The sequence below is a fragment of the Vibrio sp. RE88 genome (assembly GCF_013113835.1).
In the GTDB taxonomy this organism is placed as follows: Bacteria; Pseudomonadota; Gammaproteobacteria; order Enterobacterales; family Vibrionaceae; genus Vibrio.
The window spans coordinates 387,855-412,665 of record NZ_VTYQ01000005.1; the positions used below are offsets into that span (position 1 = coordinate 387,855).

The 24,811-nt window shown below is 46.5% G+C and carries 20 protein-coding genes; 10 read left to right on the forward strand and 10 right to left on the reverse strand.

Annotated features, from left to right (window positions below):
* Window positions 1-292: 292 nt before the first annotated feature.
* Both soxC and F0265_RS14395 read left to right on the forward strand, forming a co-directional pair.
* Complete coding sequence (gene soxC, locus F0265_RS14390) at window positions 293-1,519, forward strand: sulfite dehydrogenase (RefSeq protein WP_171749392.1); 1,227 nt, start codon at window positions 293-295, stop codon at window positions 1,517-1,519.
* Entirely contained in the window at window positions 1,509-2,045 is a 537-nt protein-coding gene (locus F0265_RS14395) for a cytochrome c (protein ID WP_171749393.1), read from the forward strand. The genes soxC and F0265_RS14395 overlap by 11 nt, the downstream gene beginning before the upstream one ends.
* Window positions 2,046-2,108: 63 nt before the next feature.
* Here the strand turns inward: F0265_RS14395 and F0265_RS14400 are convergent, their stop codons facing one another.
* Window positions 2,109-3,050, reverse strand: a complete 942-nt coding sequence (locus tag F0265_RS14400; RefSeq protein WP_171749394.1) for a DMT family transporter — start codon at window positions 3,048-3,050, stop codon at window positions 2,109-2,111.
* Between the two features lie 90 nt (window positions 3,051-3,140).
* On the opposite strand from F0265_RS14400, the gene F0265_RS14405 reads away from it, so the two are divergent.
* A complete protein-coding gene (locus tag F0265_RS14405) occupies window positions 3,141-4,010 on the forward strand; it encodes a LysR family transcriptional regulator (protein ID WP_171749395.1) in 870 nt (289 codons plus the stop codon).
* 58 nt (window positions 4,011-4,068) lie between these two features.
* On the opposite strand, the gene F0265_RS14410 is transcribed toward F0265_RS14405, so the two are convergent.
* Together F0265_RS14410 and F0265_RS14415 are read right to left on the reverse strand one after the other, a co-directional pair.
* On the reverse strand, window positions 4,069-4,782 hold the full coding sequence (locus F0265_RS14410; protein ID WP_171749396.1) for a glutathione S-transferase family protein: 714 nt from the start codon (window positions 4,780-4,782) through the stop codon (window positions 4,069-4,071).
* 101 nt (window positions 4,783-4,883) lie between these two features.
* Window positions 4,884-5,549 (reverse strand): YopT-type cysteine protease domain-containing protein, encoded by a 666-nt coding sequence (locus tag F0265_RS14415; RefSeq protein WP_171749397.1) that lies wholly within the window; start codon window positions 5,547-5,549, stop codon window positions 4,884-4,886.
* 440 nt (window positions 5,550-5,989) lie between these two features.
* Here F0265_RS14415 and F0265_RS14420 point away from each other — a divergent pair, with 440 nt between their 5' ends.
* From F0265_RS14420 to F0265_RS14430, 3 genes are all read left to right on the forward strand, one after another.
* Complete coding sequence (locus F0265_RS14420; protein WP_171749398.1) at window positions 5,990-7,543, forward strand: HAMP domain-containing methyl-accepting chemotaxis protein; 1,554 nt, start codon at window positions 5,990-5,992, stop codon at window positions 7,541-7,543.
* 49 nt (window positions 7,544-7,592) lie between these two features.
* On the forward strand, window positions 7,593-7,898 hold the full coding sequence (locus tag F0265_RS14425) for an NIPSNAP family protein (RefSeq protein WP_171749399.1): 306 nt from the start codon (window positions 7,593-7,595) through the stop codon (window positions 7,896-7,898).
* A gap of 251 nt (window positions 7,899-8,149) precedes the next feature.
* Entirely contained in the window at window positions 8,150-9,298 is a 1,149-nt protein-coding gene (locus F0265_RS14430; protein ID WP_253809461.1) for an EAL domain-containing protein, read from the forward strand.
* A gap of 51 nt (window positions 9,299-9,349) precedes the next feature.
* Here the strand turns inward: F0265_RS14430 and F0265_RS14435 are convergent, their stop codons facing one another.
* Together F0265_RS14435 and F0265_RS14440 are read right to left on the reverse strand one after the other, a co-directional pair.
* Window positions 9,350-9,808 (reverse strand): hypothetical protein, encoded by a 459-nt coding sequence (locus F0265_RS14435; protein ID WP_171749401.1) that lies wholly within the window; start codon window positions 9,806-9,808, stop codon window positions 9,350-9,352.
* Window positions 9,809-9,844: 36 nt separating this feature from the next.
* Window positions 9,845-11,185: an MATE family efflux transporter gene (locus F0265_RS14440; RefSeq protein ID WP_171749402.1), complete on the reverse strand. Its 1,341-nt coding sequence runs from the start codon at window positions 11,183-11,185 to the stop codon at window positions 9,845-9,847.
* Between the two features lie 104 nt (window positions 11,186-11,289).
* Between F0265_RS14440 and F0265_RS14445 the strand changes: the two genes are divergently transcribed.
* A complete protein-coding gene (locus tag F0265_RS14445) occupies window positions 11,290-12,246 on the forward strand; it encodes a LysR family transcriptional regulator (RefSeq protein WP_171749403.1) in 957 nt (318 codons plus the stop codon).
* 269 nt (window positions 12,247-12,515) lie between these two features.
* On the forward strand, window positions 12,516-13,559 hold the full coding sequence (locus tag F0265_RS14450; protein ID WP_171749404.1) for a hypothetical protein: 1,044 nt from the start codon (window positions 12,516-12,518) through the stop codon (window positions 13,557-13,559).
* A 39-nt stretch (window positions 13,560-13,598) separates the two neighbouring features.
* Here the strand turns inward: F0265_RS14450 and dld are convergent, their stop codons facing one another.
* The 5 genes from dld to F0265_RS14475 form a co-directional block, all read right to left on the reverse strand.
* The gene (gene dld / locus F0265_RS14455) at window positions 13,599-15,308 is read right to left on the reverse strand and encodes a D-lactate dehydrogenase (protein WP_171749405.1); all 1,710 of its coding nucleotides are present in this window, start codon (window positions 15,306-15,308) and stop codon (window positions 13,599-13,601) included.
* A 352-nt stretch (window positions 15,309-15,660) separates the two neighbouring features.
* Window positions 15,661-16,494 (reverse strand): MurR/RpiR family transcriptional regulator, encoded by an 834-nt coding sequence (locus F0265_RS14460; protein WP_171749406.1) that lies wholly within the window; start codon window positions 16,492-16,494, stop codon window positions 15,661-15,663.
* Window positions 16,495-16,761: 267 nt separating this feature from the next.
* Window positions 16,762-17,781 (reverse strand): ABC transporter permease, encoded by a 1,020-nt coding sequence (locus tag F0265_RS14465; RefSeq protein ID WP_038163066.1) that lies wholly within the window; start codon window positions 17,779-17,781, stop codon window positions 16,762-16,764.
* A gap of 80 nt (window positions 17,782-17,861) precedes the next feature.
* Entirely contained in the window at window positions 17,862-19,355 is a 1,494-nt protein-coding gene (locus F0265_RS14470; RefSeq protein ID WP_171749407.1) for a sugar ABC transporter ATP-binding protein, read from the reverse strand.
* Between the two features lie 54 nt (window positions 19,356-19,409).
* Window positions 19,410-20,417: a sugar ABC transporter substrate-binding protein gene (locus tag F0265_RS14475; protein ID WP_171749485.1), complete on the reverse strand. Its 1,008-nt coding sequence runs from the start codon at window positions 20,415-20,417 to the stop codon at window positions 19,410-19,412.
* Between the two features lie 618 nt (window positions 20,418-21,035).
* Between F0265_RS14475 and iolC the strand changes: the two genes are divergently transcribed.
* Together iolC and iolD are read left to right on the forward strand one after the other, a co-directional pair.
* A complete protein-coding gene (gene iolC, locus F0265_RS14480; RefSeq protein WP_171749408.1) occupies window positions 21,036-22,952 on the forward strand; it encodes a 5-dehydro-2-deoxygluconokinase in 1,917 nt (638 codons plus the stop codon).
* Between the two features lie 3 nt (window positions 22,953-22,955).
* Window positions 22,956-24,803: a 3D-(3,5/4)-trihydroxycyclohexane-1,2-dione acylhydrolase (decyclizing) gene (gene iolD, locus F0265_RS14485; RefSeq protein WP_171749409.1), complete on the forward strand. Its 1,848-nt coding sequence runs from the start codon at window positions 22,956-22,958 to the stop codon at window positions 24,801-24,803.
* Window positions 24,804-24,811: the final 8 nt, after the last annotated feature.

Consider the following 24,811-nt stretch of genomic DNA (forward strand, 5'->3'; position numbering starts at 1 on the left):
TGCTTATAATGATAGAGACGATAATTTTAACCATCAAGATATAAGTGATTTAAAATAGATGGAAAGTATACAATATAATTATATTTACTTGAAGGATAAGAGGTTTTTCGAGACAAAGCTATTTCTTAGTATCTAACGGTAGATAAATATTCATCTTTTTCGCCTCTGATTTTCGTCTTTTGTACTTGAACTTCGTCTTACTATTAAGCAGCCAAAATTTGTATTTTATCAAGGTCTGTTTCCGAACATTCCGAAGGCTGTTTTATCGTTTTAACTAAGCGAAGGATGCTTTATGAATGAATCGAATAAAACAGGGTTTCTTGCCCGTCGAGATTTTTTGAAATCGGGGGCGACATTCCTAACGGCGCTGGCGGTGCCATCTGCATTAGCAAAAACCATTGAGTTACCAAAAAATATGCTGGTACCTGGCGGATTTGATACCGCTTACGGTGCTCGTTCCAAACATGAGAAGGATGTTAAACGCACTGTGAATCCTGATGGAAATGCTTCGTTTACGCCTATTGCTCATCAAAGAGGCATCATTACTCCTTCTGATCTACATTTTGGTGCACACCACTCTGGGATACCTGAAATCAACCCAAATGAGCATGAGCTGTACATACATGGACTGACAGATAAACCAATGCGATTCAACCTAGAACAGTTGGATAAATACCCACACTCGGGCGGCATCATGTTTCTTGAATGCAGTGGAAACACTTGGAGTCAAGCATTAGCAGAGTCCGCTCCGGATAAATCTGCGCAGGAGCTCTATGGTTTGGTTTCGGGATCGGAGTGGATTGGTGTTCCTGTCAAGTTGTTGCTTGAAACCGTGGGAGTAAAGCCTAGTGCAAAATGGGTGATTGCAGAAGGGGCGGATGCAGGCACGCATGCTCGCAGTATCCCAATAGAGAAAATCATGGATGATGCCATCATTGCCCTGTACCAAAACGGTGATCGTTTAAGACCTGCACAGGGCTATCCGATGCGTTTATTTCTTCCGGGATGGGAAGGCAATATGAACGTCAAATGGTTACGCAGGCTGGAGTTAACCGACAGGCCAGCATATACGAAAGATGAATCACGGGCTTACACTGAGACTTTACCTGACGGCACAATCGAAAGGTTTAGTTTTTATATGGGCGTTAAGTCTTTGATCACTCACCCTTCTGGTCAGCAAAAACTGCCAGCACCGGGTTTTTACGAAGTATCCGGTCTTGCTTGGTCGGGAGCCGGCAAAGTCACCAAAGTTGAAGTTTCGGACGATGGTGGGAAAACTTGGGTTGAAGCTGATATTCAGCAGCCTGTATTAAGCAAATCACTAACAAGATTCACTTTACCGTGGAAGTGGAATGGAAGTGCAGCGAAGCTGCAAAGCCGAGCGACCGACGAATTTGGCAATGTGCAGCCAACCCATGAAGTTTGGAAGAGCAAATATCTTGGCGGTTCTTACAACCACTACAATGCCATACAAAGTTGGGCGGTGTCTAAACAAGGGGAGGTTCGCAATGCGTTTTAATCAACTTCAGCTCGTTATTACTGGGCTTCTTCTGGTGTCTATGATGAGCTTTGCTGCTTCTGAGCAGGTGCTGACACAACAAGAAGTCGAATCAATAAGTATTACGGTTTTCCCTGACGGGCAAGGGCTACCTAAGGGGGCTGGCAACGCGATTCAAGGCGAAGCTTTATATAAAGTTCAGTGTCTTGCTTGTCACGGGGCCAACGGTGAAGGTGGCTTAGGGCCAAAGCTGGTGGGCAGGGAAAACCAAGCGCCATTTTGGTCAACAGGATCTTCATGGCCTTATGCAACTTCATTGTTTGACTACATTCGACGAGCGATGCCGCCAATGAATGTCAAATCATTAAAGCCAGATGAAGTGTATGCGCTGACTGCCTATCTGCTTTATAAAAATGACATCATTGACCAGCAGTTAGAGTTAACCGAAAAAAACTTAGCTGATGTTGAAATGCCAGCCAAAGAGTATTCTCGAAGCAAGTGGTTAGAGGAAGAAAAAGCGCTTTTCCAACAGTATCAGACTAAATAGTATTGGGCCTTCGTCTCCTGCTTAAACACCGCCTCATTGGCGGTGTTTCTTATTGTTGTCTGGCTAAGTTTGTTGTTGCTCATTTAACGCACGCTCACCTAGTCGACTGAACAAATTGGCGCCGCTTGCTAAGTAGACGCCAGTTGAGACTAAACCAATACCAACCCAGTCGGCTGAAGTGGGAACCTCGCCAAGGAGAGGAATAGCAAAGAGGGCGGCGAGTACTGGAACCAGTGCTCCGAATGACGACCCTACTGGAGCACCTAACAAACGAATTGCTTTTCCAAATAAATAGAGAGATAGAATAGTAGCGACTACCCCTTGAAATAACGCTTGTAGCAGAATGTCATCAAGCGGTGCTGTCAATAATGCAGAAGGCTCTGATGAATACAAATAAAATGGAACAAAGGCGATCAAAGACCAAAATGAAACAATGGCAGCAGCGTGGAGTGGGTCAAGTTTGGATTGTTTTAAGACCAAGGTGTAGCTTGCCCACATAAAGGATGCCAATAGCATTAAGATTTGCCCAGTAATGTATGAGTGAGCGCCAATAATAGCATTCAGTCCAACAATGATGAGTAAGCCAACCATCATTAGAAAATAGCCTACTTTTCTTTTGTGGTTAAAGCGCTCGCGGAAAAAGATCAAAGCCAGAAGTGCGACAAAAAGAGGCATTACCCCAGGGATCAGAACACCGGCTTGGGCTGCGGGGGCGTAGATTAAACTGCTTGAAGCGATAAGAGAGTAGGGAGCACCAGCTCCGCAAACTAATATCATCAGCTTTGTTAGTCCGAGTTGTTTTAAGCCAGTTCCTTTTCTCAAAATGATTGGAAGTAGTAGTGTGCCAGCGACGCTAAATCGCAGCAAAGTAATCTCGTAAGCAGATAGCGAGGTTGTTACGCCAAGTCGTGTCACCGCCATCCATCCAGCCCAGATACTGATGGCTCCAAGTGCAAAAAGCGTCCCTTTAAGCATCCTGAGCCTGTCTACCTTGTGTCCATTCATGTCATTTACCTCTTAGTTGTAGTATTCACCCTGAGTCGGTAATGTAGCCATTAGTTTGATATGAATAAAATGAACAAAAATATTTAAATTATGAACAAAAATAATATCAATATCATGATGCTTAGAACTCTTGTTTCTCTGCGTGAGACCAAGAGCATCAGCGTGACAGCAAAGCAGTTGAACGTGACCCAATCGGCGATCAGCCATGCGGTACGAGCGCTGGAGTCTGCTGTCGGAGTGCCTATGCTCATTCGTGAACCCAGAGGTGTCGAGTTAACAGAAGCGGGCAACAGTGCCTGTGATAGTGCTGTTATTGCGCTTAAATCCATTGGTGACATTCAGCGGCTTGGTAAACAGGCTTTGTCAGGACATATCCAAATAGCCACGGTGGTGAGTGCATCGCGCTGTGTTTTGCCAGAGGTACTAAAGCATGTAGACAGGAACTACCCAGACTTAGATATAGAACTGTTGATAGGTACAGATACTGAGGTGCAAGAATGGGTAGACAGTGGTATTGCAGATATTGGAGTGGCTTATGATTTACCGGAGGGTGAAGCCATTGTTGCAGATCAATACTACGCCATAACAGGACGTTACCAGTCTTTGCCTAAGCGTGTTCCACTCTCATTATTAAGTGGCAAAGATTTTGTGATGTCATCGTCTGGCTGTGAAAATGCAATCAGTCGTATGTTCGAGGAGTATGAAGTGAAGCCTAATGTGAAAACCTCAGTCTCAGATATGAACGCATTGTTTGCAATTGTTGGAGCGGGGTTTGGGGTTTCGATTGTGCCTGGTTTAGCATTTCCGGAAAATTGGCAAGATATCGTGCAAAGGCAAGAGTTTACGCCACAGAGTAAGTGTGAGCTGAGTATTCAATGTTCAACGAAGAGGAATGATAAAGAAATAGAGGTCTTGAGCGATCTTATAAAGCAGCAGGCTTCTCGAATTCCAGTTAGATAAACAAGCCAACCAGCGTTGGCTGATTGGCCTGTTTCATTAGTGACAAGTTAGTGGCCTTTTAACCGCAACAAGAGCTGGATTTAGCTTCTGCTGGGTTACAAGCTGCTGTACTTTTTTCATTTCCTTCTATGACAGACGCAATGTAATTGTTTGTCATGTAATAGCCACCAAAGCGTTCAATGAAGTCGCTAGGAATGGTTTTCGATGGCAGCCCAGAGTCAATCATCGCTTTTTGCCATTTTTGGACCTTAGGAAAACCATCCAGCATATCTATGCCTGAATGCTCTTTGATCACTGCAGCACGGTGCAGAAGAGGTAGCCAAGCAATATCAACATTAGAAATAAAGTCGCCTTTAAAAAACGAACTGCTGCCAAGCTTTGCTTCTGCTTTCGCAAAAGACTTCGATAGATTCGCTAGGCGGGTCTCGTAAGTCTCTTTATCTTTGCTAGACATGGTGCTGCATTGAGCCATGTAATGTTTACTTGCTTGGTATGACCAAGCACGGTCCAATGCCTTTTGTTCTGCACTGACGTCTTCAATTGGTGCGTATTTATCATCCAAATACTCAACAATCGCATCTGACTCAAACAAGACAGTCTCGTCTTCAGTCACAAGGACAGGTACCTGACCATTAGGTGAAATATCCAAGAACCACTGTGGCTTATTGCTGAGTTCAATGTATTCGATCTCGTAAGGGACCTTTTTCATTTCTAGAGCGCCCATGACACGTTGAACGAAAGGGCAGTTTTTAAAGCTAATCAGTTTAATCATTGTTTACTCCTCACAGATCGTTTGATTCTGACTACGAGAGGTAAGACGCATGTACACTGGAGAAGACGAAATAAATGCTAGAAGTATTTTTGGGCTGTGGTCTACACAGGCGCAACTTGCCAGATGCCGTTGATGGAGCGGTAGTCCGACAGTAGCGACTTATCCAGAAAGCGTTTTAAATCGGTGCGTCTGCGCCATCTCACGACTTTCTTCAGATTTGGATCGTAGTAATAGAGGTAACCTGACGGGCTGAAAAAGCCTTTGGCTTTACTTGAAGCCACCGCAATGGCGTGTGAACCACTGCTCGCGCGCACTGAAATCAGATAAAAGCGCTTATTGCTATCCAGATTGGAAAACTCTGCTTTCAACCCATTGATATCGATTTGGTTTGTTGAGCGGACCACTTTCATGTTTCTCACTCGCGACAGCATCACTTTCTGCGTTTTCTGAGTTGAGAGAGACTCTATTGCAGCGCCACGCGCTGACAATAAGTTCATAGCTTCCGCAGGATGTTTCTGAATAAATGGCGTCTTGGATAACAAGGTCTGAATGTTTTTCATCGACTGGATCTGTTGAGTGCATTCTAACTGCGCCTGATCAAGATGATGCCGCTGATAAAATTCGCCATTCTCTGCCGCTCCGTTGGCGTGAGTACACCAGAGCTTTCCATAGTGCGAGCCCTTCATCATTTCACCAAGCCACTCTGTTGTCAGAGACTTGCAGATATCTGATTGAAAACGATTCGCTTCATACAATGTCATACTCATAGTTCTAGACCTTCTCGTGAGAGCCACAGCTCAGGTGAGCACTAATACATCCGCCAATGTTGTCGAATTGCTCATACTTTAATCTTTGTGTGCGTATCTAACTCGATCAATCCCTATAGCGCTTTCATTGTGTGGTCATACCTGTTTTTTGAACAATAGAGTTACAAATCGTTCGAAAAAGACACTTTCTGAGTTTAAAAGTCACCCAGGTGCTTGCAGCGTGGGAGATTGAACACCAGCTTTGTTGTGCTACGAATTGCAGCTTAAATGACGAAAATTCCCTCTTTAAGCCGTAGATTAAGAATCAAACAATAGACAACCATTAAGAAAAAGAAAATTTGCGCCAATGTAAGGGTGACATGGTTGTAACAACATGTTACAAAGCGCAAAAACCATTATAAAAATAAGTAGTTATTGAGCCTGCTTCATTGAGAAAGACCATGACCATAAAAACAAAACTATTTGGCCTTACTGGCCTATCTATTCTTGCGCTTATTACCATTGTAACCATTACAGAGTTGAGCAACCTCAAACTGCTCAATCTTGAGAAAACCCTAATCGAAGTAAAAGATATGGAAGTCTCGCTATTAGAGATGAATCGTATCGAGTACGAGTTTTTAGACAAACCAGAAGCGAGCAAACTCGAAGAATTTAAAGCCGAGTATGCGGACTTCCAAACTCTATCAGGCATGCTTACCAATGATCTTGATGAACTCGGGATTGTCGCTCGTCAACTGCCGATCTTACGTAAGAAAATTACTCTGTACCGCAAAGATCTGGAAATGCTGGCGGCGAGTTATGGTTCTGACGCCGCTCAGGTCGAACACCTCAAGCATGAAATGAAAGGTCTGTTCACTGACATTTTCGCTATTTTCCATGGTATTGAATCGACACTGGATGCGGAAATTGAACGTGCACAGATAAGTATCGAGCGCTTTATTATCGGCTCTGTCATTCTTGTTGCAGGGCTACTCCTGTTTGGCTCGTACTTCCTTATTCGCAGTGTTCAGGGCAACATCCAGCAGTTGAGCGATATGATGTCGACCATTGCCAATACGCATGACCTCACGCTCAAAGCCAACACTGATAGAAAAGATGAAATTGCAGAAATGGCCGGTCAACTCAATATACTTTTGGCGAGCATTCAGGGATTGATCTCCCGTGTACAAGGCAGCGTCAATGAGTTGGGTGCCGCCTCTACTCAGCTCCAGCAAAGCAGCGTAGATACCGAACAGGCATTAAGCCAGCAGCAGCTTGAAACCGACAGCGTTGCAGCAGCGGTGACTGAAATGGGCGAGACAATCAAAGACGTCGCCAGTACAACGGAAAGTGCAGCGGGCAACACTCAGAGAAGTTACGATACGGCTCAGCTTGGCTTTGATGACATCGTCGAAACACGCGATACCATTTCTTCGCTTTCGGAAGACTTAGCCACGGCCCGCGGTGAGGTGAATCATCTGCTCGCACTGTCTGATCAAATCAGCAGTGTATTGAACGTAATTGGTGAGATTGCAGAGCAGACTAACCTCCTAGCTCTCAATGCTGCGATTGAAGCGGCGCGAGCAGGGGAGCAGGGGCGTGGTTTTGCAGTAGTCGCAGATGAGGTTAGAACACTGGCAGGAAAAACTCAGCGTTCAACCGCGGAAATCTCCGATATTATCAGCGCGGTACAACAGCAGACTCAAACGGTTGTTTCTACTATCCAGTCATGCAGCAACAAAGGTGCCGACAGCGTAGACATGTCTGAGCAGGCCCTTAGCCATATCAAAGCGATTATGGAAGAGATGAAACACATCCTCGACAGCAGCACACAAATTGCGCTGGCGGTGGAACAGCAAAGCACGGTATCAGAAGAGATCGCCCGCAACGTTAATACTATTCGCGACCTGACTTACGCCAACGTAGGGGCTGTGTCCGAAAACGCGCAGTCCGCCACTGTAGTGGCGAGTCAAGCTACGGATCTGACACTAGCGATTGACCGCTTTAAGGCGTAAGTTAATTAGCCAGACATTAGGACATGGATTCACATCAAGGAGTAGAGAAATGGTTACCTGTTACATTCGATACGTTATCAACCCAAAGAAGGTCAAAGAGTTTGAGGAATACGCCAGAATGTGGATTCCTCTGGTAGAGAAGTTTGGCGGCCAGCACAATGGGTATTTTCTGCCGTCAGAAGGCGCCAGCAACGTCGCTCTGGCCCTGTTCACTTTTGAAAGTCTGACGGCTTATGATGAGTATCGTAATAAATCCTTCCAAGATGAAGCGTGTATGAAGGCGTTTAAGTTTGCCGAAGAGACCGATTGTATCGTTAGCTACGAAAGGAGCTTCTTCCGACCTGTATTTGAGTAAAGTGCATTACCTTGTCTTTCTAACGGCGCCTTTGGGCGCCGTTTTTTATTGGTCTAAAATAGCCAGTGAAGAGAATAAGCTATGTCTCATTTTCTGACTTACTGCCCTTCAAATCGCACAGAGGCAATTGCGCTGTACTATAGTTTTTAAGCAAACCTATTAAGAATTCTAATTAAAAAACGTCAGGTAATACTATGAGCAGCAAGCTATCCATTGTCGCGAGGCAGCCTATTGTCGATCAGAATCGGGAATTGTTCGCCTATGAATTGCTATACAGAGAAAGTGATACAAATGCGTTTCAGGCCGAAAATGCAAAAAGAGTCACCATGCGTCTTCTTTCTGAGCAGTTTCTTACCTTTCAGAAGAAAAACCTAGATAACAAACAAGGCTTTGTGAATTTTGAATATAAAGATTTGATAGAAGGCGTCCCCTTTGATTTCTCTTCTAACGATATCGTCGTAGAAATCCTTGAGTCATGCAGCCCAACTGATGAGCTGTTTAAAGCGGTGAGTGAACTAAAGCAAAAAAACTACCTCGTGGCACTGGATGATTTTGAACCCACTCCTGAATGGGACCGATTTTACAAACTCGTTGATTTTATTAAATTAGATCTCAGGGCGCTCTCGATGAAAGAATGCGCCGGGATCATTCGTGATTTTCAGCATTCCAACATTCAGTTTGTTGCGGAAAAAATAGAAAATAACACGGAATTTCAGCAGGCTTGTCAGTGCGGCTTCGATTTGTTTCAAGGGTATTTTTATCAAAAACCTGAGTTGATCAAAACGAAGAAGCTGTCTGCGTCTGCCGTTGATATTTTTAAGCTCTCGGCCCTTGTTGCAAAAAGAGACATTGAAGTGCACAAGGTCAATCAAGTCATAGAAAGAAATCCAATCTTATCGGTACAGCTACTCAATTTTGTTAACAATGATTCCAGACTCAACAGATCGATAGAAAGCACGCAACAAGCTTTGGCCTATTTAGGCAATGACAGAATAAGAAAGTATGTCACTTACACAACGTTGTCAGCGCTTTCGCCCAGTAAACCCAACATCATACTTAGGAATCTACTTGCAAGAGCAAAGCTGCTCGATGAGTTAGCGGTTAACATTAAACAGCCTCATTTAGCCGAATCTGCCTATCTCTGTGGAATGCTCTCACTTGTTGAAGGCCTGTTAGATATGGCATTGGAAGACATTGTCTCGTCCTTGTCATTATCTGATGTGATTACTGATGCCCTTATACATAGGAAAGGGGTATTAGGTTCCTTGCTCTCAATAGCGGAAGCGATAGAAAGTTCTAACTGGAAGCTTCTGGAATCTTTACTGAAGGATACGGACCTCAATGAAGAAACCGTTATGACCTGCATCACCAATTCCAATGCTTGGGTGAGCGAGTTGTGAGGGTATTGAAGTGTTCCCTGCATTATTGAGTTTCCGCGTCGTTAGGGAATTTCAGCTAGGTTGATTTGCTATGTCAATCTGGGCTGCGAGCAAGCGAGCGTATGGGTCTCTTTCTCTACTGTCATACCAACAAGCGGGCATTGCGTTAAGAAGGCCTGCTTGTTTTAAGGTGTTCTTTTCTGCTTTGGTAATGGTCACGTAATCCAGAAGGCTGTCGAGAATGCGGCGCAATGCTCTTGGCGTGAGTAAACCATCTCGCCAGTAACGTTTGATTTCTCCGGTGATCACTTCGTGCGGAACCAGTGGCTCAAGTTCAGCGTGCTTAACGATGGTTAGGGAGCGGGAACGAGGGCAGCGCTGGCGGGCGAGCTCCCAATCGGGCTTACCTTTCTTGGTGAGGTAATTTTCCCGGAAGCAAAAGTAGCTGAAATAGAATCGCTCGATGCTGTGCCAGCGTTCGGCTTTTACTTCCAGAAAAATATGTTCAAATTCAATATCGAGGTCTGTCATCGCTTCTCTCACTCATGGTCGAAGCGATACTACCGACTAACCCATGGCTACGGCAAGAGAATCTGTATTGCGTTGCTTTTTAATCGCCAGCAGAAGCTGAACAAGTAGCAACACACCTGTGACGCCTAGACCAATACCGATACCGCCCCAGATGCCGCCTAAACCAAAGTCTGGCAATAGCAGCCATGCAGCAGGCAGGCCAAACAGCCAGTAGCCAACAGCAGTCACAACAGTCGGGCCAACAACGATCTTCATACCGCGAAGTAGGTTAATCGCCAGTAGCTGCCATGCATCAACAATGAAAGAGAGCGCGACTACCCAGAGAACGGCGACGAGTAGAGTTGAAAGCTCAGCATCCAGATTGAAAATGGAACCAATCAGCTCAGGCCACAACATAAACACGCCTGCCAGCACTACGCTGAGTACTGTCGTCAGGCCAAAGCTTCGCAGTGCTGTGCGCTTAATACCATCATAGTCTTCCGCACCGTAGTCCTGACCGACCAAAATTGCTGCGGCTTGCGAGAAACCAAAGTTGATGTTCCAGGTGAAGCTCAGGCATTGCAGCAGAATTTGGTGCAATGCGAGAGCGGCGATACTGATGGTACCTGCCATCAAAGTGCCACCGTAAATCAAGCCATGCTCAAGCAGCGCAGCCAGTGCAATAGGCAAGCCCATCGCCAGTAAAGGTTTAAGCAATGACAGCGAGTATTCATCTGTATTTTTCCACGGTGCGAACGGCATGTATTCAGGGCGTTTAAACACCCAGTAGCCGTAGCCCAGCATCACAATGAACGCTGCTAAAGCGGTGCCCGCCCCAAGTCCAGCTAAGCCGAGCCCTAGCTGGAAAGCAAGCAAATAGCTGATAGGGACGTTGAGCGCAACGGTCAGTAATGACATCACCATGATCGAGCGAACATTACCAAGCGCACTGGTTAAGCCGCGTAGTACTAGTAACATCAGAGACGGCAACATGGCCCATTTTAATGCGTCTAGGTATTCCATGGCCGGGCCAGCCAGCTCCTGAGGCTGTTTCGCTAGTGCCAGTAGTTGCGGCGCATAAGCAAAGCATAAAGTTAAGATCGCAGACAGGATCACCGTCAGTAGCACAGCCCCTTTTACCGCTAAGCGGATTTGCTGATTGCCGTATTCCGGTCTCGCAATACGCTGACCATAAGCAATCGCAATTAAGTTCGCCACACAACCCACGGTGCTGCTCGCCACAATAAAGACGAAACTGTAGATGGACGCCCCCAATCCTCCGGCTGCTAGCGCAGACACACTGAGTCGCGACATCATCCAGACATCAGTCAGAACCAGTGCCATTGCGATGAGCTGCGAAATTATCAGTGGAAATGCCAGAGAGAGAATTTTTTTCATTGTGTGCCTCGTGATCGTTATCACAATAAGGTACGAGTTTGCTGGCTGGCCTTCAAATGACATTTATGCCACTCTTACATGAGTTCAGATCATGCGAGTGAATTATGTCCCCTTACAACCGTCTCCCTTATTCACACAACGGATTAAAAGTCTTTGAATCTGTGGCGCGCCTTATGAGCTTTACCAAAGCGGCTGATGAGCTCAACGTTACCCAAAGTGCAGTCAGCCGTCAGATAAAGCAACTTGAAGATGAGCTAAAAGCATCTCTAGTGATCCGAAAACACCGAGCGATTGAGTTAACGACGCAAGGGAAAGATCTCTATGAAGTGTTGCGCAAAAACTACGTTGCGCTAGACAGCTTGATTGCTCAGTGGGCGGTGCCGAATAAGAAGCGTATTGTGATAAAAAGCGCGCTCAGTTACGCCACGCGTATTCTGATGCCTAAGGTTGCGATGCTCAACGAGCGATACCCTGAACACGAAATTGTCATAATCCCATCGATTGAAGAAGACCCACCGCTTGATTCTGAAGACTGCGATCTGTTGATCGTTAACACGCAGAAACGTGAACGATATCAGAATCGCTCAGATGTGACCTTTCTCCGTGATGAGTTTATGGCTCCAGTCTACGCTGAATCCCTCTCTAAACAGCATATTCAGTTAAGTGACGTTCTGACGTTGCCACATCTGCACGCCACACTCGACCATCAGGATTGGAAAAACTGGTTAAGCAACGCTGATCTGAAAGGGGCGAAAAAGGGTAGGGATACCGTGTTTTTCAGCTTGGATTTAGCGCTAAGTGCCTGCTTGTCCGGTCAGGGAGTGACTGTGACGGATCTGCTGTTGGTATTACCTGAACTCAAGCGTGAGTTTCTCAAATGCCCTGAACAGCTTTCACTTCAACATAGCGACTGGCAGTACTACTGTTATCAACGCAATCATTCTCCCATGATCAGTGAAATCCTTAACTGGTTGGTCGAACAGACTCAAAATGAGCTGAACCAACTCAAAGTGCTGTGCGACAAATTTGGCTGGAGCCAAACAGACGTGACCTTGGGTTGAACTCACCATTCTAACCAGTGGAGTGGGTGTTCTTCTCCCTCTCTGTGGTGTAAAAATTGCTAAATACGCTCTGTAAAATTATCCTTTATTTCTTATATTATTCAGTGTGTTAGATGTAAATAAATGTGCTGTTAAGTTTAGTGTTGAAACGTTTTTTGATTTAACGACATCCGTGCGGATACTTCCCTCCATCGATTTGTACACGTCAGATTCCATGATGTTCTGGTGTGCATACGTCTCAGTTGAGTATGTGATGAGTGGGAAAACTTATGTTTAAAAGAGCGGCGATTTCGGTTTCGGTACTAACTACGTTACTTGTTGGTTGTGGCGGTGGTGGTTCTGGCGATGCTGGAAGCACTGGCAAAAATAATATTAATGGTGGTCAAAGCCGTGTTGTTTATCCGATGGGGATCTATGTTGCGACACTAGGAAATGGAAGTGACGATATTCTACGTGCCAGTGATGCATCACCGCGCTACATGGGGATAGGCATTGGTTATCACTATACTGGTGAGCAACAATTTTGGAGCCAGTCGGTGAGTGTGGATGCTTCAGACGATTACCACAAAGTAGAGGTGTCGGCTGGGTATGAAGTCGCTCAATCTACAGTGAGTGACGCAATGGAATACGCTTCTACGCGAGTGAAACCAAGTGGTGAGGTGCTTAGTCGTTCATTACGCAACGCCAAATTGTCAAACTTAGGCTGGATATTTGGCGAGTGGCGAAAAGATCTTTCTGCTGTGCAAAAGGCGCAAATTCAGTCAATTCACTTGGATGATTATGAGTTTAATACACTGGATTATGGCTTTCGGATGACTTCAGAAGATTCTGGTATCCAAGGAGAAGATTTTAATGTTTGGTATCAACAAGTTGAAACTGAAAAACTGATTGACGTTTTGGCTTCTCTACCAGATACCGAATGGAAAAGCATTGATGCTTACAACCAGCCTAACGCCTATAACCGATACAAATTTACCCAAGTCAACAACGGCCCATTGATGGTCACCGCTTTTATTGAAGACAATGGCGTCGAGTACTGTAAGACTGAGCCGAAGGGTTTCGCCACGTACAATGACAACCAAATTATACGTTCAGAAACTAAGCTGGAAGCGTCTGGCGTTGAGGCGTGCAAAGCTTACCTGAGACAGTCAGGTACCAAGCCATTTGAAGGTGAACACGGCATTCTGATTGGTTTTGTGAAAAGTGCCAGTGGGCAATCTCAGATGGCGGTTTATCACACAGGCTTTTATCAGGAAGACGATTTGGAGAAGCATCAAGCCTTGAGTGGTTCAGGCATGTTTGTGAAGAATTAATCGTAAAACGGAGCTCAATGAGCTCCGTTTTCTTTTCTGTTAACCACCACAGCAACTGCAGTTACGTTTGTACTTACTCATTTTACCGATACCCGGGTTAAAGGTATTGGTTGGATCCAATGAGTGGTAGAACTCCTGAAGCTGTTTTTCTGCTTCATAAAGGTGGCCTACGTTATGCTCTGCTGGGTATTTGGCGCCTTTCTGAGTCAAAAGCTCAAGCATTTTCTGTTTGATTTTCTTCGTATCCGCCCCTTTTCTGAAGATGTAATCCTGATGGAAAACATGACACATGAAGTGGCCGTAGTAGAGACCCATAACCAAGTCTTTGGTGATCTCTTCAGGAAGTTGTTCTACCCAATCAATATCGTTTCGGCGCAGGGCAATATCCAGCGCCAGAATGTCTTCCACTTCATTGGAGTGTATGGTTTCATAGCGAATCGCTGCGCCTGCAGCTGCAAAGCGGTGAAGCAGAGCTTTTTTGCCTTCATCGGCACTGCATACAAAGTACTCACAACCGTCCTGCTTAGACCAAACGTTCTCTAGGTACTCTTTCGCTTCATCGATACCACCATCACTCATTTTTAGGATTAGGTGGTGCTCGTATTTATCTCTGAATTCCAGCATGCGATTAGGAAGGTGCTGTGGGAACAGTTTGGTAAGCCAGTAGAGCGTAATATCCGGCAAATCTTTTGACACAAACGGAATGCGTTTCAGGATCGACTCAACTTTTGCTTTTAGCGCAAAGAACTTAGGCAGCTTGTCAGTGCCTAGGTGATGAATCGACAGGAAGACATCTTTACCGTAAGTTTCCGCCAGATTGAAAATGTCGCGATGCATGTATTCGCCCATTTCTGGCAGATGTTTAAAGCTACTCAGCATGTCACGACGCAGCATCGTCATCTTCGCTGGATCGCTACAGCCGATGTAGAAAAGCTGCTCTTTTTCAGCGACGGGGTTGGTATCGACACGGACTGCAAACACTGCGAGTTTACCTGCACAGCCACTGGCTTCAAACAGGCGTCTGGAATCAGCATTAAAACGGGAAGGGGTTTCTGCATCGACGTCACGAACGCGAGCCTCGTACTCTTTGTCTGATGCCATCGCATCACTGTGGACAATTTTAGATGGGTCAAAATTGCCTTGTTCAACATTGGTCAGAATCTCTTCTGGCGTGTCCCCAAGGCCTTCGATGCCCAAATGGTTCACCAACTCCAGTTTGCCTTCTTTGGTGACCTGACCAAACAGCGCCAATTCCGTATACGCAGGGCCGCGTTTGACCAAGGCACCACCGGAGTTATTGGCAATACCACCAACAACTGTCGCACCAATTGAAGAAGAACCAATCACGGAATGAGGCGCACGGTTGACAGACTTGAGCTTTTTCTCTAACTGGTGAAGGCTCACGCCCGGCAGACTGATGATCTGTTTGCCGTTTTCAATCAAGTGCAGCGAGTTGATACGCATGATGTTGATCACCACAACTTCACGGTCGTAATCGTCACCACTTGGTGCAGAGCCTTCGGTCAGACCGGTTTTGGCGGCCTGCATGATTACAATGCAGTTGGCTTCTACTGCAGCCTGAAGTAGACGCCACTGTTCAACTAATGAACCGGGAAACAAAACTGCCAGCGCTTTGCCTTTACCCGAGCGGAAGCCTGAGCGGTAATATTCGGTTTTCTTGTTATCAGTTAATACATGGTCTTGGCCGACAATGTCGATGAATGTCTGAATTAGCGCTTGATTACTCATGGCGTCCTTTTACTTCCTGTGTGACGTGCTTGTTACTTTATGGTTTTGCATATTTTAAATTCGAAACTCAATTCGAACCAGAAGCAGAAATTCACACTTGTGTGTTTTTTCAGTCAATAAAACACGCCTTGGAAGCAGAGTCACCAAATATCAATCACTTAAGTGAGTGTCATTTCTCTATTATTGGAAGAAGTATTATTGTCTTTTTCCAAAAGTTACATAATCAATAAGAGGTCTTAAACGTGGAATTGTAAAAATTAAGTGATCAAACCCTCACTTAACCCAATGATTTGACGTTGGCAGGTATAAAGAAAAAATATACGGCAGTGAGCAACCACTGCCGCTGACATGATTAGAGTTTTTTAGCCTGATCGAATGCCATGGACACCGCGAGAGTTTGCGCAAGGCACAAAGACGCTGACTGAGAGCGAAATGCATCCACTTTGGCTTCTTTAACCACAAAACACACGTCGCTGAACGCTGCGAGCGGGCTGATCTGACTATCGGTAATCACAATCTGATGTGCACCGGCTTTGGAGGCGACTTCGCTTAGCATCACAGTTTCTTGCGCGTAAGGGCTGAAACTGATGGACACGATGGCATCTTTCGGGCCGATCATGCTCAGTTGTTCTTTGAACATTCCGCCAAGGCCATCGATAAGGAAAGCGCGCTTATCCAGATGACGCAGCGCGTAAGTCAGATATGACGCGACGCTAAACGAACGTCTAAGCCCAATAAGATAAATATTCTCCGCATTACGCAGGATATCAACCGCCTGCTCCAATTTTTCAGCTGAGGTTTGAGCGGCAAGGTGATTCATTGCCTGAGAGTTGGCGCGAGCAAACTCCTCCAGAATGTCTTTTGGTGTTTCTGGTGGGTGAGGCTCTCCCTCTAACTGTTTATACAGTCTGGCCCTATCGGTATAGCTGGTGGTTTCCTCAACCAGATTGCGACGAAACAATTGTTTCATATCATTAAATCCGCTGAAGCCAAATGCACTGGCAAAACGAATTAGAGTCGATGGAGGTACTTCGGCTTGCTGAGCAATTACGGCAACAGTATCAAATGCAACACTGTTAGAATTATCAAGTACATACTTAGCTACTTGCTGGAGTCGCTTACTCAGGTCAGAGTAATTATTGCGGATCTGATCCTGCAGCTCTCCGAGCGAACTGGCCGCTTTCATGTCACTCTCCTAGGTTCGGAATCTGAAATAAATCTTCCGTAAAGATACCTTAAATTCGAAAGTCGTGAAATATTTGTTTCAGAACGAGGTTTGTGATGGCTTCCAAAAATGGTCAGAAGCTGGATGTGAGAAGAAAAAAGCGCCGCAACGTAAAGCGGCGCAAACAGGGTAATCCCCAGAAGCTATTGTCATATCAGGGCTGACGTTGTGAGCGCAGCGTCAGACAAGATATTCGTGAAAGGACAATAGCTTCAGCCCTACAAAACGTTATTTGCTTTTCTTGTGACGTTTCATATCGAACATCACAGCAAAAATGATGACTAAGCCTTTGACAATTTGCTGCCAGTACGCAGAAACATTGAGCAAATCGAGCCCGTTCTGGAGCACACCCATGATCATAGTGCCTATGATGGTGCCCTGAATTGTGCCGATGCCGCCTGCATGGGATACACCACCAACGGTTGCAGCGGCAATCGCATCCAGCTCATACATCACCCCAAGACCCGGTTGACCAGAGTTAATGCGTGCAGCCAGAATCAAGGCTGCGATACCCGCCAGAAGGCCTGCGTAGGTGTAAACCAGAATTTTGTATTTATTGACGTTGATACCCGAGACGTAAGCGGCGGTTTCGTTGCCGCCAATCGCGTAAGCGTACTTACCGAAACGGGTGTAGTTGAGCAGTATGTAGGAGACAAAAGCCATAACGATGAAGATCACCACAGGTACGGGCAGCCCAGCAATGTTGCCTTGTCCAATCCACTGATAGGAGTCAATCAGGCTACTAACTGGGCGACCGTCAGAGTAGAGCAGGGCCGCGCCACGAGCGACGATCATCATCCCTAGCGTTGCAATGAATGGCGGAATACCTGTGTACGCGATCAAGGCACCGTTAATGTAGCCACACAATGCACCTACCGCTAATGCTGCGATGATGGGCACGATCACTGGAAACTCTGGCATGTTCGGGTACATGCGCATGCTCCAGTCGAGTGTTTGCGCCATACTGGCCGATACCACCGCTGCGACGGCCAGCACTGAGCCAGATGAAAGGTCGATACCACGAGTGATAATGATGATGGTCACGCCCAACGCTAGCAGACCGATACTGGCCATCTGAGTGACCACATTGAGCAGGTTCGCTACGGTCAAAAATACCGGAGACAAAATCGTCATCACGATACACATGGCAACAAAGACAATGTAAATCGCGTACTTAGAGACAAGACGTTTGAAATTTTTGTTTGGCTCGCCTTCGGTTGAGGTAGCCTTAATCAGTTTTGCAATCATAACTGCATTCCTTGAATTACTTCTTAATCACCTGTCACGCAGGTGAACAAATCCTGATAAACGAATGACGATCTGAGACCTTAATTGAGCGCCATAGACATGATTTTCTGCTGCGTTGCTTCTTGCCCTTCAATTGCACCTTTTAACTGACCTTCATGCATGACCAGAATGCGGTCACTCATCCCCATCACTTCGGGCAGTTCGGAAGAAATCATCACCAAACTCTTACCCATGCCGGTAAGCAGACGCATAAGTTTGTAAATTTCAGACTTAGCACCAACATCAATGCCGCGTGTAGGCTCATCAAGGAACAAAATGTCAGGCTTGGTTAGCATCCAACGGGCAAGCAGCACTTTTTGTTGGTTACCGCCACTGAGGTTGTCGATGGTTTCGTACATGCCGGGGGTTTTAACTCTGAGCTTTTTACAGTGGTCTTCGCTGTCTGAACGCATCTTGCGGACATCAAGCACATTCACCACTTTGTTGCGGTACGCATCGAGATGAGCAATGGATGTATTCGCAAAGATATCGAGCATCAGATATAAGCCAGAATGGCGACGATCTTCGGTTAGGAAAGCCATCTTGTGGCTGATTGCGTCTTGTGGGGTTTTGATTTCCACTTCATTGCCGTTGATGCGAATCACTCCGGTGTCTTTCTCGCGAACACCAAACAGAGTTTCAATCAGTTCAGTACGACCTGCACCCACCAGCCCGGCAATGCCAAGAATTTCGCCTTCGTGAAGGTCAAAGTTAATGTTGCTGAAGGCGCCTTCAACGGAGAGATCTCGCACTTCGAGGCGAGTTTTGCCCGGTTTGGCTGTCGGAGGTGGGAATACGTCACCAAGATCTCGACCCACCATCATCTGCACGAGTTCTTCGTTATTGGTCTCTTTGGCTTCTCGTTCACCAATAAAGCAGCCATCGCGAAAGACGGTAATGTCGTCGCAGATGCGGAAAATCTCATCCATTTTGTGGCTGATGTAGACGATAGCGCAGCCACGACTTTTCAACATTTCAATGATTTCAAACAGATGGTCGACTTCTTTGTCGGTTAGAGCGGAAGTCGGCTCATCCATGATGATGATTTCTGAGTGATAGGAGATGGCTTTAGCTATTTCAACCATCTGCATCGTTGCTACCGTCAGTTCAGTCATCGGGGTTCGTGGATCTAAATCCAGATCGAGTTTTTTCAGCAGTTCTTCGGTATCACGGTACATCTTATCGTGGTCAATCAGCTTTAACGGCCCCTTAAGCGGTTCGCGTCCCAGCCAGATGTTCTCTGCAATACTGCGGTGTAAGATAGGAGAAAGCTCCTGATGGATCATAGAGATACCTGATTCCAGCGCTTCTTTTGCACCCGAGAATTCAACGGCTTCACCTTTGTAGCGAATGGTGCCACTGTCACGCTGATAAATACCAAACATCACCTTCATCAGGGTTGATTTACCAGCGCCATTTTCCCCCATCAATGCCATGACGCGGCCTTGTTTTAGGGTAAGCTGAACGTTGTCTAATGCTTTGACACCAGGGAAGGTTTTGGTGATACCACGCATTTCGAGTAAAACTTGACTCATAACTACTACTCCAAAAAGTGCTCTGCACTGAAGGTGCAGAGCGCTGTTATTCCATTAACCTTTTTGTTTCGCTTCGAACGCGGCTAGGTTGTCCTGTGTGACCAGCTCAGCTGGAATCCAAGTGATTTGATCGTGCTGTTTACCTTTAACAGCATCAACGGCGGCATCAATTGCGCCACGAGCCTGACCACCACCGTCTTGGAATACAGTCGCATTCAGAGAACCGTTCTTAACCGCTATCAGACCATCTGGCGTAGCGTCAACACCAACAACTAAGGTGTCATCAAGTTTACCCGCCGCACGCAGAGCCTGAATTGCGCCCAATGCCATGTCATCGTTGTTAGCTAGGATAATGTCTAACTGATCGCCAGAGTTGAGCCAGTTTTCCATAACGGTCATTCCTTGAGCGCGCTGCCATAAACCTGTTTGCTTACGAACCACATCGAAATTTGGCTTGTCTTGGAAGAAGTCTTCCACACCTTTAGTGCGCATGATGGCGGCTTCCTGAGTCAGCATCCCCATCAGGATACCCACGTTGCCACCGTCTTTAATGTTGGCGGCGTATTCAGCCTGTGTTTCACCGAACTTCAGCTCTTCTGAGCCAACGTAGAAAACGCTTTCCGGCAGGTATGAAGGGCGTCTGTTGAGATACACCAGCTTAATACCGGCATTAAGGATGCGGTCGGTCATTGGCTGAGTTGCGTCTGTGTTTACAGGGACGAGAATGATGGCGTCCATTTGTTGGACGATAAAGTTTTCCACCTGACCCAACTGTTTCGCTGTGTCTTCCTTTGCATCGACAAAGGTCAGTTCAACCTTGCCATCAAATTGTTGCGCGTATTTGTCCATTGCATCTTTCATGTACACCATGAAGGTGTCATCAAAGTTGGGAATGGCAACGCCGACGCGTGTTACGTCCGACTTGGCTTCTTCCTGACCACAAGCTGTCAGTAGAAGTAATCCGGAAGTCACGAGTAGGCCTTTAAGTAGGGTTTTAGAGGTAGTGGCGAGTTGTTTCACCTTGGTCAGCAGCATGGTAAGTCCTTGATGTAATGATGGCATCATTGCCTCCTTCGTTCTTGTTCAACCGCGTTCCACACATAATGAAATTTTTATTTCATTTTTTCGTGAATACGGCTGTGAGTCCTATTCAGCTGTTTCAATCGTTATGTTTTCAAAATTACAAAACAGGTTTTGCGGGTTTGAAAAATATTTTTTATCGGTGTCGGTGAGAAACTATATGTTGATGTTCGAATTCTGACCAGTCGAATTGTTTCTCAATTGTTAAAACTGTTATCGCGATCTCACTGAAACTTATATTTCAATACGATGTTCTTTATTAAACATATGATATTTAAGTTTTTAATGATTTTTGTGACCTGATTCTGATATTTGTGTTAATTGAGTCTTTCATTTGTGGAATTTTTGTTTCAGCGGAAAATATTGAGTGGCATTTTGATAAATATTTTTCATTTTTTGTGTTTGTTAGAAATGAAAAGAATGGATTTGAGTAAAAAACGGCCATGGATCACAGTCTGGATTTTGTGTTTCATTTTTCATTGAAAATGAAATAAATGTTTCGTATAAAGGTTGTGAAACACAAATAACCTTATTCGGCGATAGTTGGAAACTGGGTTGGTGTCCCCGGTTAAACAAGCAAAGTATTAAAGGAGTAACCAAATGAAGGCCATCGATAAGAAACTCGATCTTATATGTATGGGGCGCGTGGCCGTTGACCTGTATGGACAACAGATTGGTGCCCGTCTAGAAGACATGGGATCGTTCGCAAAATATCTCGGTGGATCATCGGGCAATGTTGCCTACGGTACGGCGCGTCAGGGCTTGAAGTCATCTATGCTAGCGCGTGTTGGTGATGAACATATGGGCCGATTCGTGCGTGAAGAGCTGCAACGGCTCGGCGTAGACACCAGCCATTTGATCACCGATCAGCAGCGCTTGACCGCGTTGGTGATTTTAGGGATCAAAGATGAGGACACGTTTCCACTGATTTTTTATCGTGATAACTGCGCAGACATGGCAATTACGTCTGACGATGTAAGCGAAGAATATATCGCTTCAGCCCGTTGTCTGGCGATCACAGGCACGCATTTGTCTCATCCCCAGACCAGAGAAGCAGTGCTAACCGCACTGAAATATGCCCGAAAACATGGTGTAAAAACAGCACTGGATATCGATTACCGACCAGTATTGTGGGGGCTGACTTCCATTGGTGATGGTGAAACACGTTATATTGAGTCAGAAAACGTTACAGCATCACTTAAAGAGGTGCTGGGATTATTTGACCTTATTGTCGGTACAGAAGAAGAATTCCATATCGCAGGGGGATCGGAAGATACACTGCAAGCGTTGAAGAGTGTACGTGAAGTATCGGATGCGGAACTGGTCTGCAAACGAGGGCCACTTGGCTGTTCAGTATTTAGTGGTGAACTGCCAGACGATCTCGACGGTGGTATCAATGCTCGCGGCGTAAGAGTTGAAGTACTTAATGTGCTCGGAGCTGGGGATGCATTTATGTCTGGGTTGTTGCGTGGCTACCTCAATGGTGAGAGTTGGCAGCAGTCTTGCGCGTATGCAAATGCGTGTGGTGCGCTGGTGGTTTCAAGGCACGGCTGTGCACCGGCAATGCCAAGCAAAGAGGAACTGGACGATTATCTGGCGCGAGCAGAAGAGGTACCGCGTCCGGATCTTGACTCACACCTTAATCATCTTCATCGAGTAACAACGCGAGATAAAGAGTGGGATGAGCTGTGTGTGCTGGCGTTCGATCACCGTATTCAATTTGTCGATATGGCGCGTTCAGTTGGTGCTGATATTAGTCGGATTTCTCCCCTTAAAGAGTTGATATATAAAGCCAGTCAGGAAGTGGCGTGTGAGGCCGACTTGCAAGGTAAAGCTGGTTTATTGTGCGATGGCTCTTTCGGTCAATCGGTATTGAATCAGGTTACGGGTAGCGGTTGGTGGATAGGGCGTCCAGTCGAGCTACCGGGTTCGCGCCCACTAGAACTCGAGCACGGTAACATCGGTTCACAATTGATCGACTGGCCACTTGAGCATGTCGTTAAGTGTTTGGTGTTCTTCCACCCTGAAGACAATCATGCGTTGCGTTTGGAGCAGGAAAAACAGGTGCAGGAAGTCTACACCGCCTGCTGCAAATCTGGCCATGAAATGCTACTGGAAATTATTCTACCCGCCGACATGGAGCGCGATGACGCCCTTTACCTTCGCGCCATGCAGCGCTTCTATAACCTAGGTGTGAAACCTGACTGGTGGAAGCTTCCACCGATGCAAACAGAAAGCTGGCAAACGGCTGAGGCACTGATCAACGAGCGCGATACGCATTGTCGAGGCGTTGTGTTACTCGGGTTAGATGCACCGGAAGAGGTGTTGCGTGAAGGCTTTAAGCAAGCTGCGCAGAATAATGTGGTCAAAGGCTTTGCGGTAGGGCGAACCATCTTTGGTCAGCCATCTCGAGCCTGGTTAGCTAATGAGATTGATGATCAAACACTCATCGACCAGATTAAACGTAATTACCACAATCTGATAAGTCTGTGGCGTGAACGTGGTCAGGAGGGTTAAAGAATGGCGAATACAATCCGACTGACCATGGCACAAGCGTTGGTGAAGTTTATGCAGGCGCAGAAAGTGGAAGTAGATGGTCAACTGAAACCGATATTTGAAGGCGTGTTTGCCATCTTTGGCCATGGCAATGTTGCAGGCTTAGGAGAGGCGTTGTTCCACGTGAATGATGAACTGCCAACCTATCGCGCGCACAATGAACAAGCAATGGCGCACAGTGCGATTGCCTTTGCAAAAGCCAACAATCGCCGCCGCATGATGGCAGCAACAACATCAGTTGGTCCGGGCGCGTTGAACATGGTAACTGCTGCGGCTTTGGCACACGTTAACCGTTTACCCGTCTTGCTTTTACCGGGTGATACGTTTGCGACTCGCGAACCGGATCCCGTCCTTCAACAAGTCGAAGACTGGAGTGACGCCACCATCACGCCGAACGATTGCTTTAAGCCAGTGAGCCGCTTTTTTGATCGCATTACTCGCCCTGAGCAGTTGTTGAATAGCTTACCTCAGGCAATACGCGTACTGACCGATCCGGTTGAATGTGGCCCTGTGACGCTTTCTCTTCCTCAGGATGTGCAGACCATGGCGTTTGATTACCCTGAACATTTCTTTGCAGAAAAAGTCCATCGGATACGCCGACCAGGAGCAGATGAGCATGAACTCCAACTTGCTATTGAGACCATAGCGCAGGCTAAGCAGCCGCTGGTGATCGCGGGTGGAGGCATTCATTACGCAGAAGCAACCCAGGAGTTCAGCGACTTTGTCGAAGCCTTTGGTTTGCCCGTCGGTGAAACACAAGCAGGCAAAGGCGCATTGGCCTGGGATCACCCGAGTAATCTGGGGTCGATTGGAGTTACGGGATCAGAAGCCGTCAATACACTCGCCAGTGAGGCAGACGTTGTCATCGCTGTCGGGACTCGCTTGCAGGACTTCACTTCCAGCTCTCGTGCGTTATTCCGCTCTGATGCCAAAATTGTGTCACTCAACGTCAATGGATTCGATGCGACCAAGCACTACAGTGCCCCTTTGGTTGCTGACGCCAAACGTACCTTGCCACAGCTCAGTAGTGGTCTGATTGGCTGGAACATTTGCCCTGACTGGAAGAGCAAAGCGGAATCACTGCGATTGAAATGGAATGAAACCGTCGAGATTGCGATGACTGATCGCCAAAGCGAGTTACCCACCGATGCGGAAGTGATTGGCGCTGTTAACCGTGCCGCGCAGGAGAAAGACATTATTGTCTGCGCGGCAGGCGGCCTTCCGGGTGAGTTGCATAAATTGTGGCGGACACGTTACGACAAGGGCTACCACCTTGAGTATGGTTTTTCGTGCATGGGGTACGAAATCGCTGGGGGGCTTGGCGTCAAAATGGCGAAGCCTGATTCAGAGGTTTTCGTCATGGTGGGTGATGGCTCATATCTGATGCTTAACTCTGAAATCGCCACCTCGGTGATGTTAGGTCAGAAGCTGGTTGTGGTGGTGTTAGATAACCGCGGTTATGGATGTATAAACCGCCTTCAGCAAGCTTGTGGCGGTGCGGGTTTCAATAATCTGCTTCAGGATTGTAATACCGTTGAGGCGGGGGCACCGAAGACCGACTTCGCCGGACACGCTCGCTCACTTGGCGCTAGCGCAGAAAAAGTGGGCAACGTCGCTGAACTGGAGCAGGCGTTGATTCGCGCGAAGGCCACAGACAATACGTATGTCATCACGCTGGATACCGATCCGCTCAGTACCACTGAATCTGGTGGTTCATGGTGGGAGGTCGCTGTGCCAGAAGTCTCAGTTCGTGAGCCAGTGAGAGAAGCGCGTAAACGCTACGAAGCGGCCAAGAAACATCAGGTTATCTAAGGAAACAA

Bases quoted from the DNA above. Each gene is read 5' to 3' on its own strand.
- soxC (WP_171749392.1), top strand. From the start codon at position 293: ATGAATGAATCGAATAAAACAGGGTTTCTTGCCCGTCGAGATTTTTTG.
- F0265_RS14395 (WP_171749393.1), top strand. From the start codon at position 1,509: ATGCGTTTTAATCAACTTCAGCTCGTTATTACTGGGCTTCTTCTGGTG.
- F0265_RS14400 (WP_171749394.1), bottom strand. From the start codon at position 3,050: ATGAATGGACACAAGGTAGACAGGCTCAGGATGCTTAAAGGGACGCTT.
- F0265_RS14405 (WP_171749395.1), top strand. From the start codon at position 3,141: ATGAACAAAAATAATATCAATATCATGATGCTTAGAACTCTTGTTTCT.
- F0265_RS14410 (WP_171749396.1), bottom strand. From the start codon at position 4,782: ATGATTAAACTGATTAGCTTTAAAAACTGCCCTTTCGTTCAACGTGTC.
- F0265_RS14415 (WP_171749397.1), bottom strand. From the start codon at position 5,549: ATGAGTATGACATTGTATGAAGCGAATCGTTTTCAATCAGATATCTGC.
- F0265_RS14420 (WP_171749398.1), top strand. From the start codon at position 5,990: ATGACCATAAAAACAAAACTATTTGGCCTTACTGGCCTATCTATTCTT.
- F0265_RS14425 (WP_171749399.1), top strand. From the start codon at position 7,593: ATGGTTACCTGTTACATTCGATACGTTATCAACCCAAAGAAGGTCAAA.
- F0265_RS14435 (WP_171749401.1), bottom strand. From the start codon at position 9,808: ATGACAGACCTCGATATTGAATTTGAACATATTTTTCTGGAAGTAAAA.
- F0265_RS14440 (WP_171749402.1), bottom strand. From the start codon at position 11,185: ATGAAAAAAATTCTCTCTCTGGCATTTCCACTGATAATTTCGCAGCTC.
- F0265_RS14445 (WP_171749403.1), top strand. From the start codon at position 11,290: ATGTCCCCTTACAACCGTCTCCCTTATTCACACAACGGATTAAAAGTC.
- F0265_RS14450 (WP_171749404.1), top strand. From the start codon at position 12,516: ATGTTTAAAAGAGCGGCGATTTCGGTTTCGGTACTAACTACGTTACTT.
- dld (WP_171749405.1), bottom strand. From the start codon at position 15,308: ATGAGTAATCAAGCGCTAATTCAGACATTCATCGACATTGTCGGCCAA.
- F0265_RS14460 (WP_171749406.1), bottom strand. From the start codon at position 16,494: ATGAAAGCGGCCAGTTCGCTCGGAGAGCTGCAGGATCAGATCCGCAAT.
- F0265_RS14465 (WP_038163066.1), bottom strand. From the start codon at position 17,781: ATGATTGCAAAACTGATTAAGGCTACCTCAACCGAAGGCGAGCCAAAC.
- F0265_RS14470 (WP_171749407.1), bottom strand. From the start codon at position 19,355: ATGAGTCAAGTTTTACTCGAAATGCGTGGTATCACCAAAACCTTCCCT.
- F0265_RS14475 (WP_171749485.1), bottom strand. From the start codon at position 20,417: ATGCCATCATTACATCAAGGACTTACCATGCTGCTGACCAAGGTGAAA.
- iolC (WP_171749408.1), top strand. From the start codon at position 21,036: ATGAAGGCCATCGATAAGAAACTCGATCTTATATGTATGGGGCGCGTG.
- iolD (WP_171749409.1), top strand. From the start codon at position 22,956: ATGGCGAATACAATCCGACTGACCATGGCACAAGCGTTGGTGAAGTTT.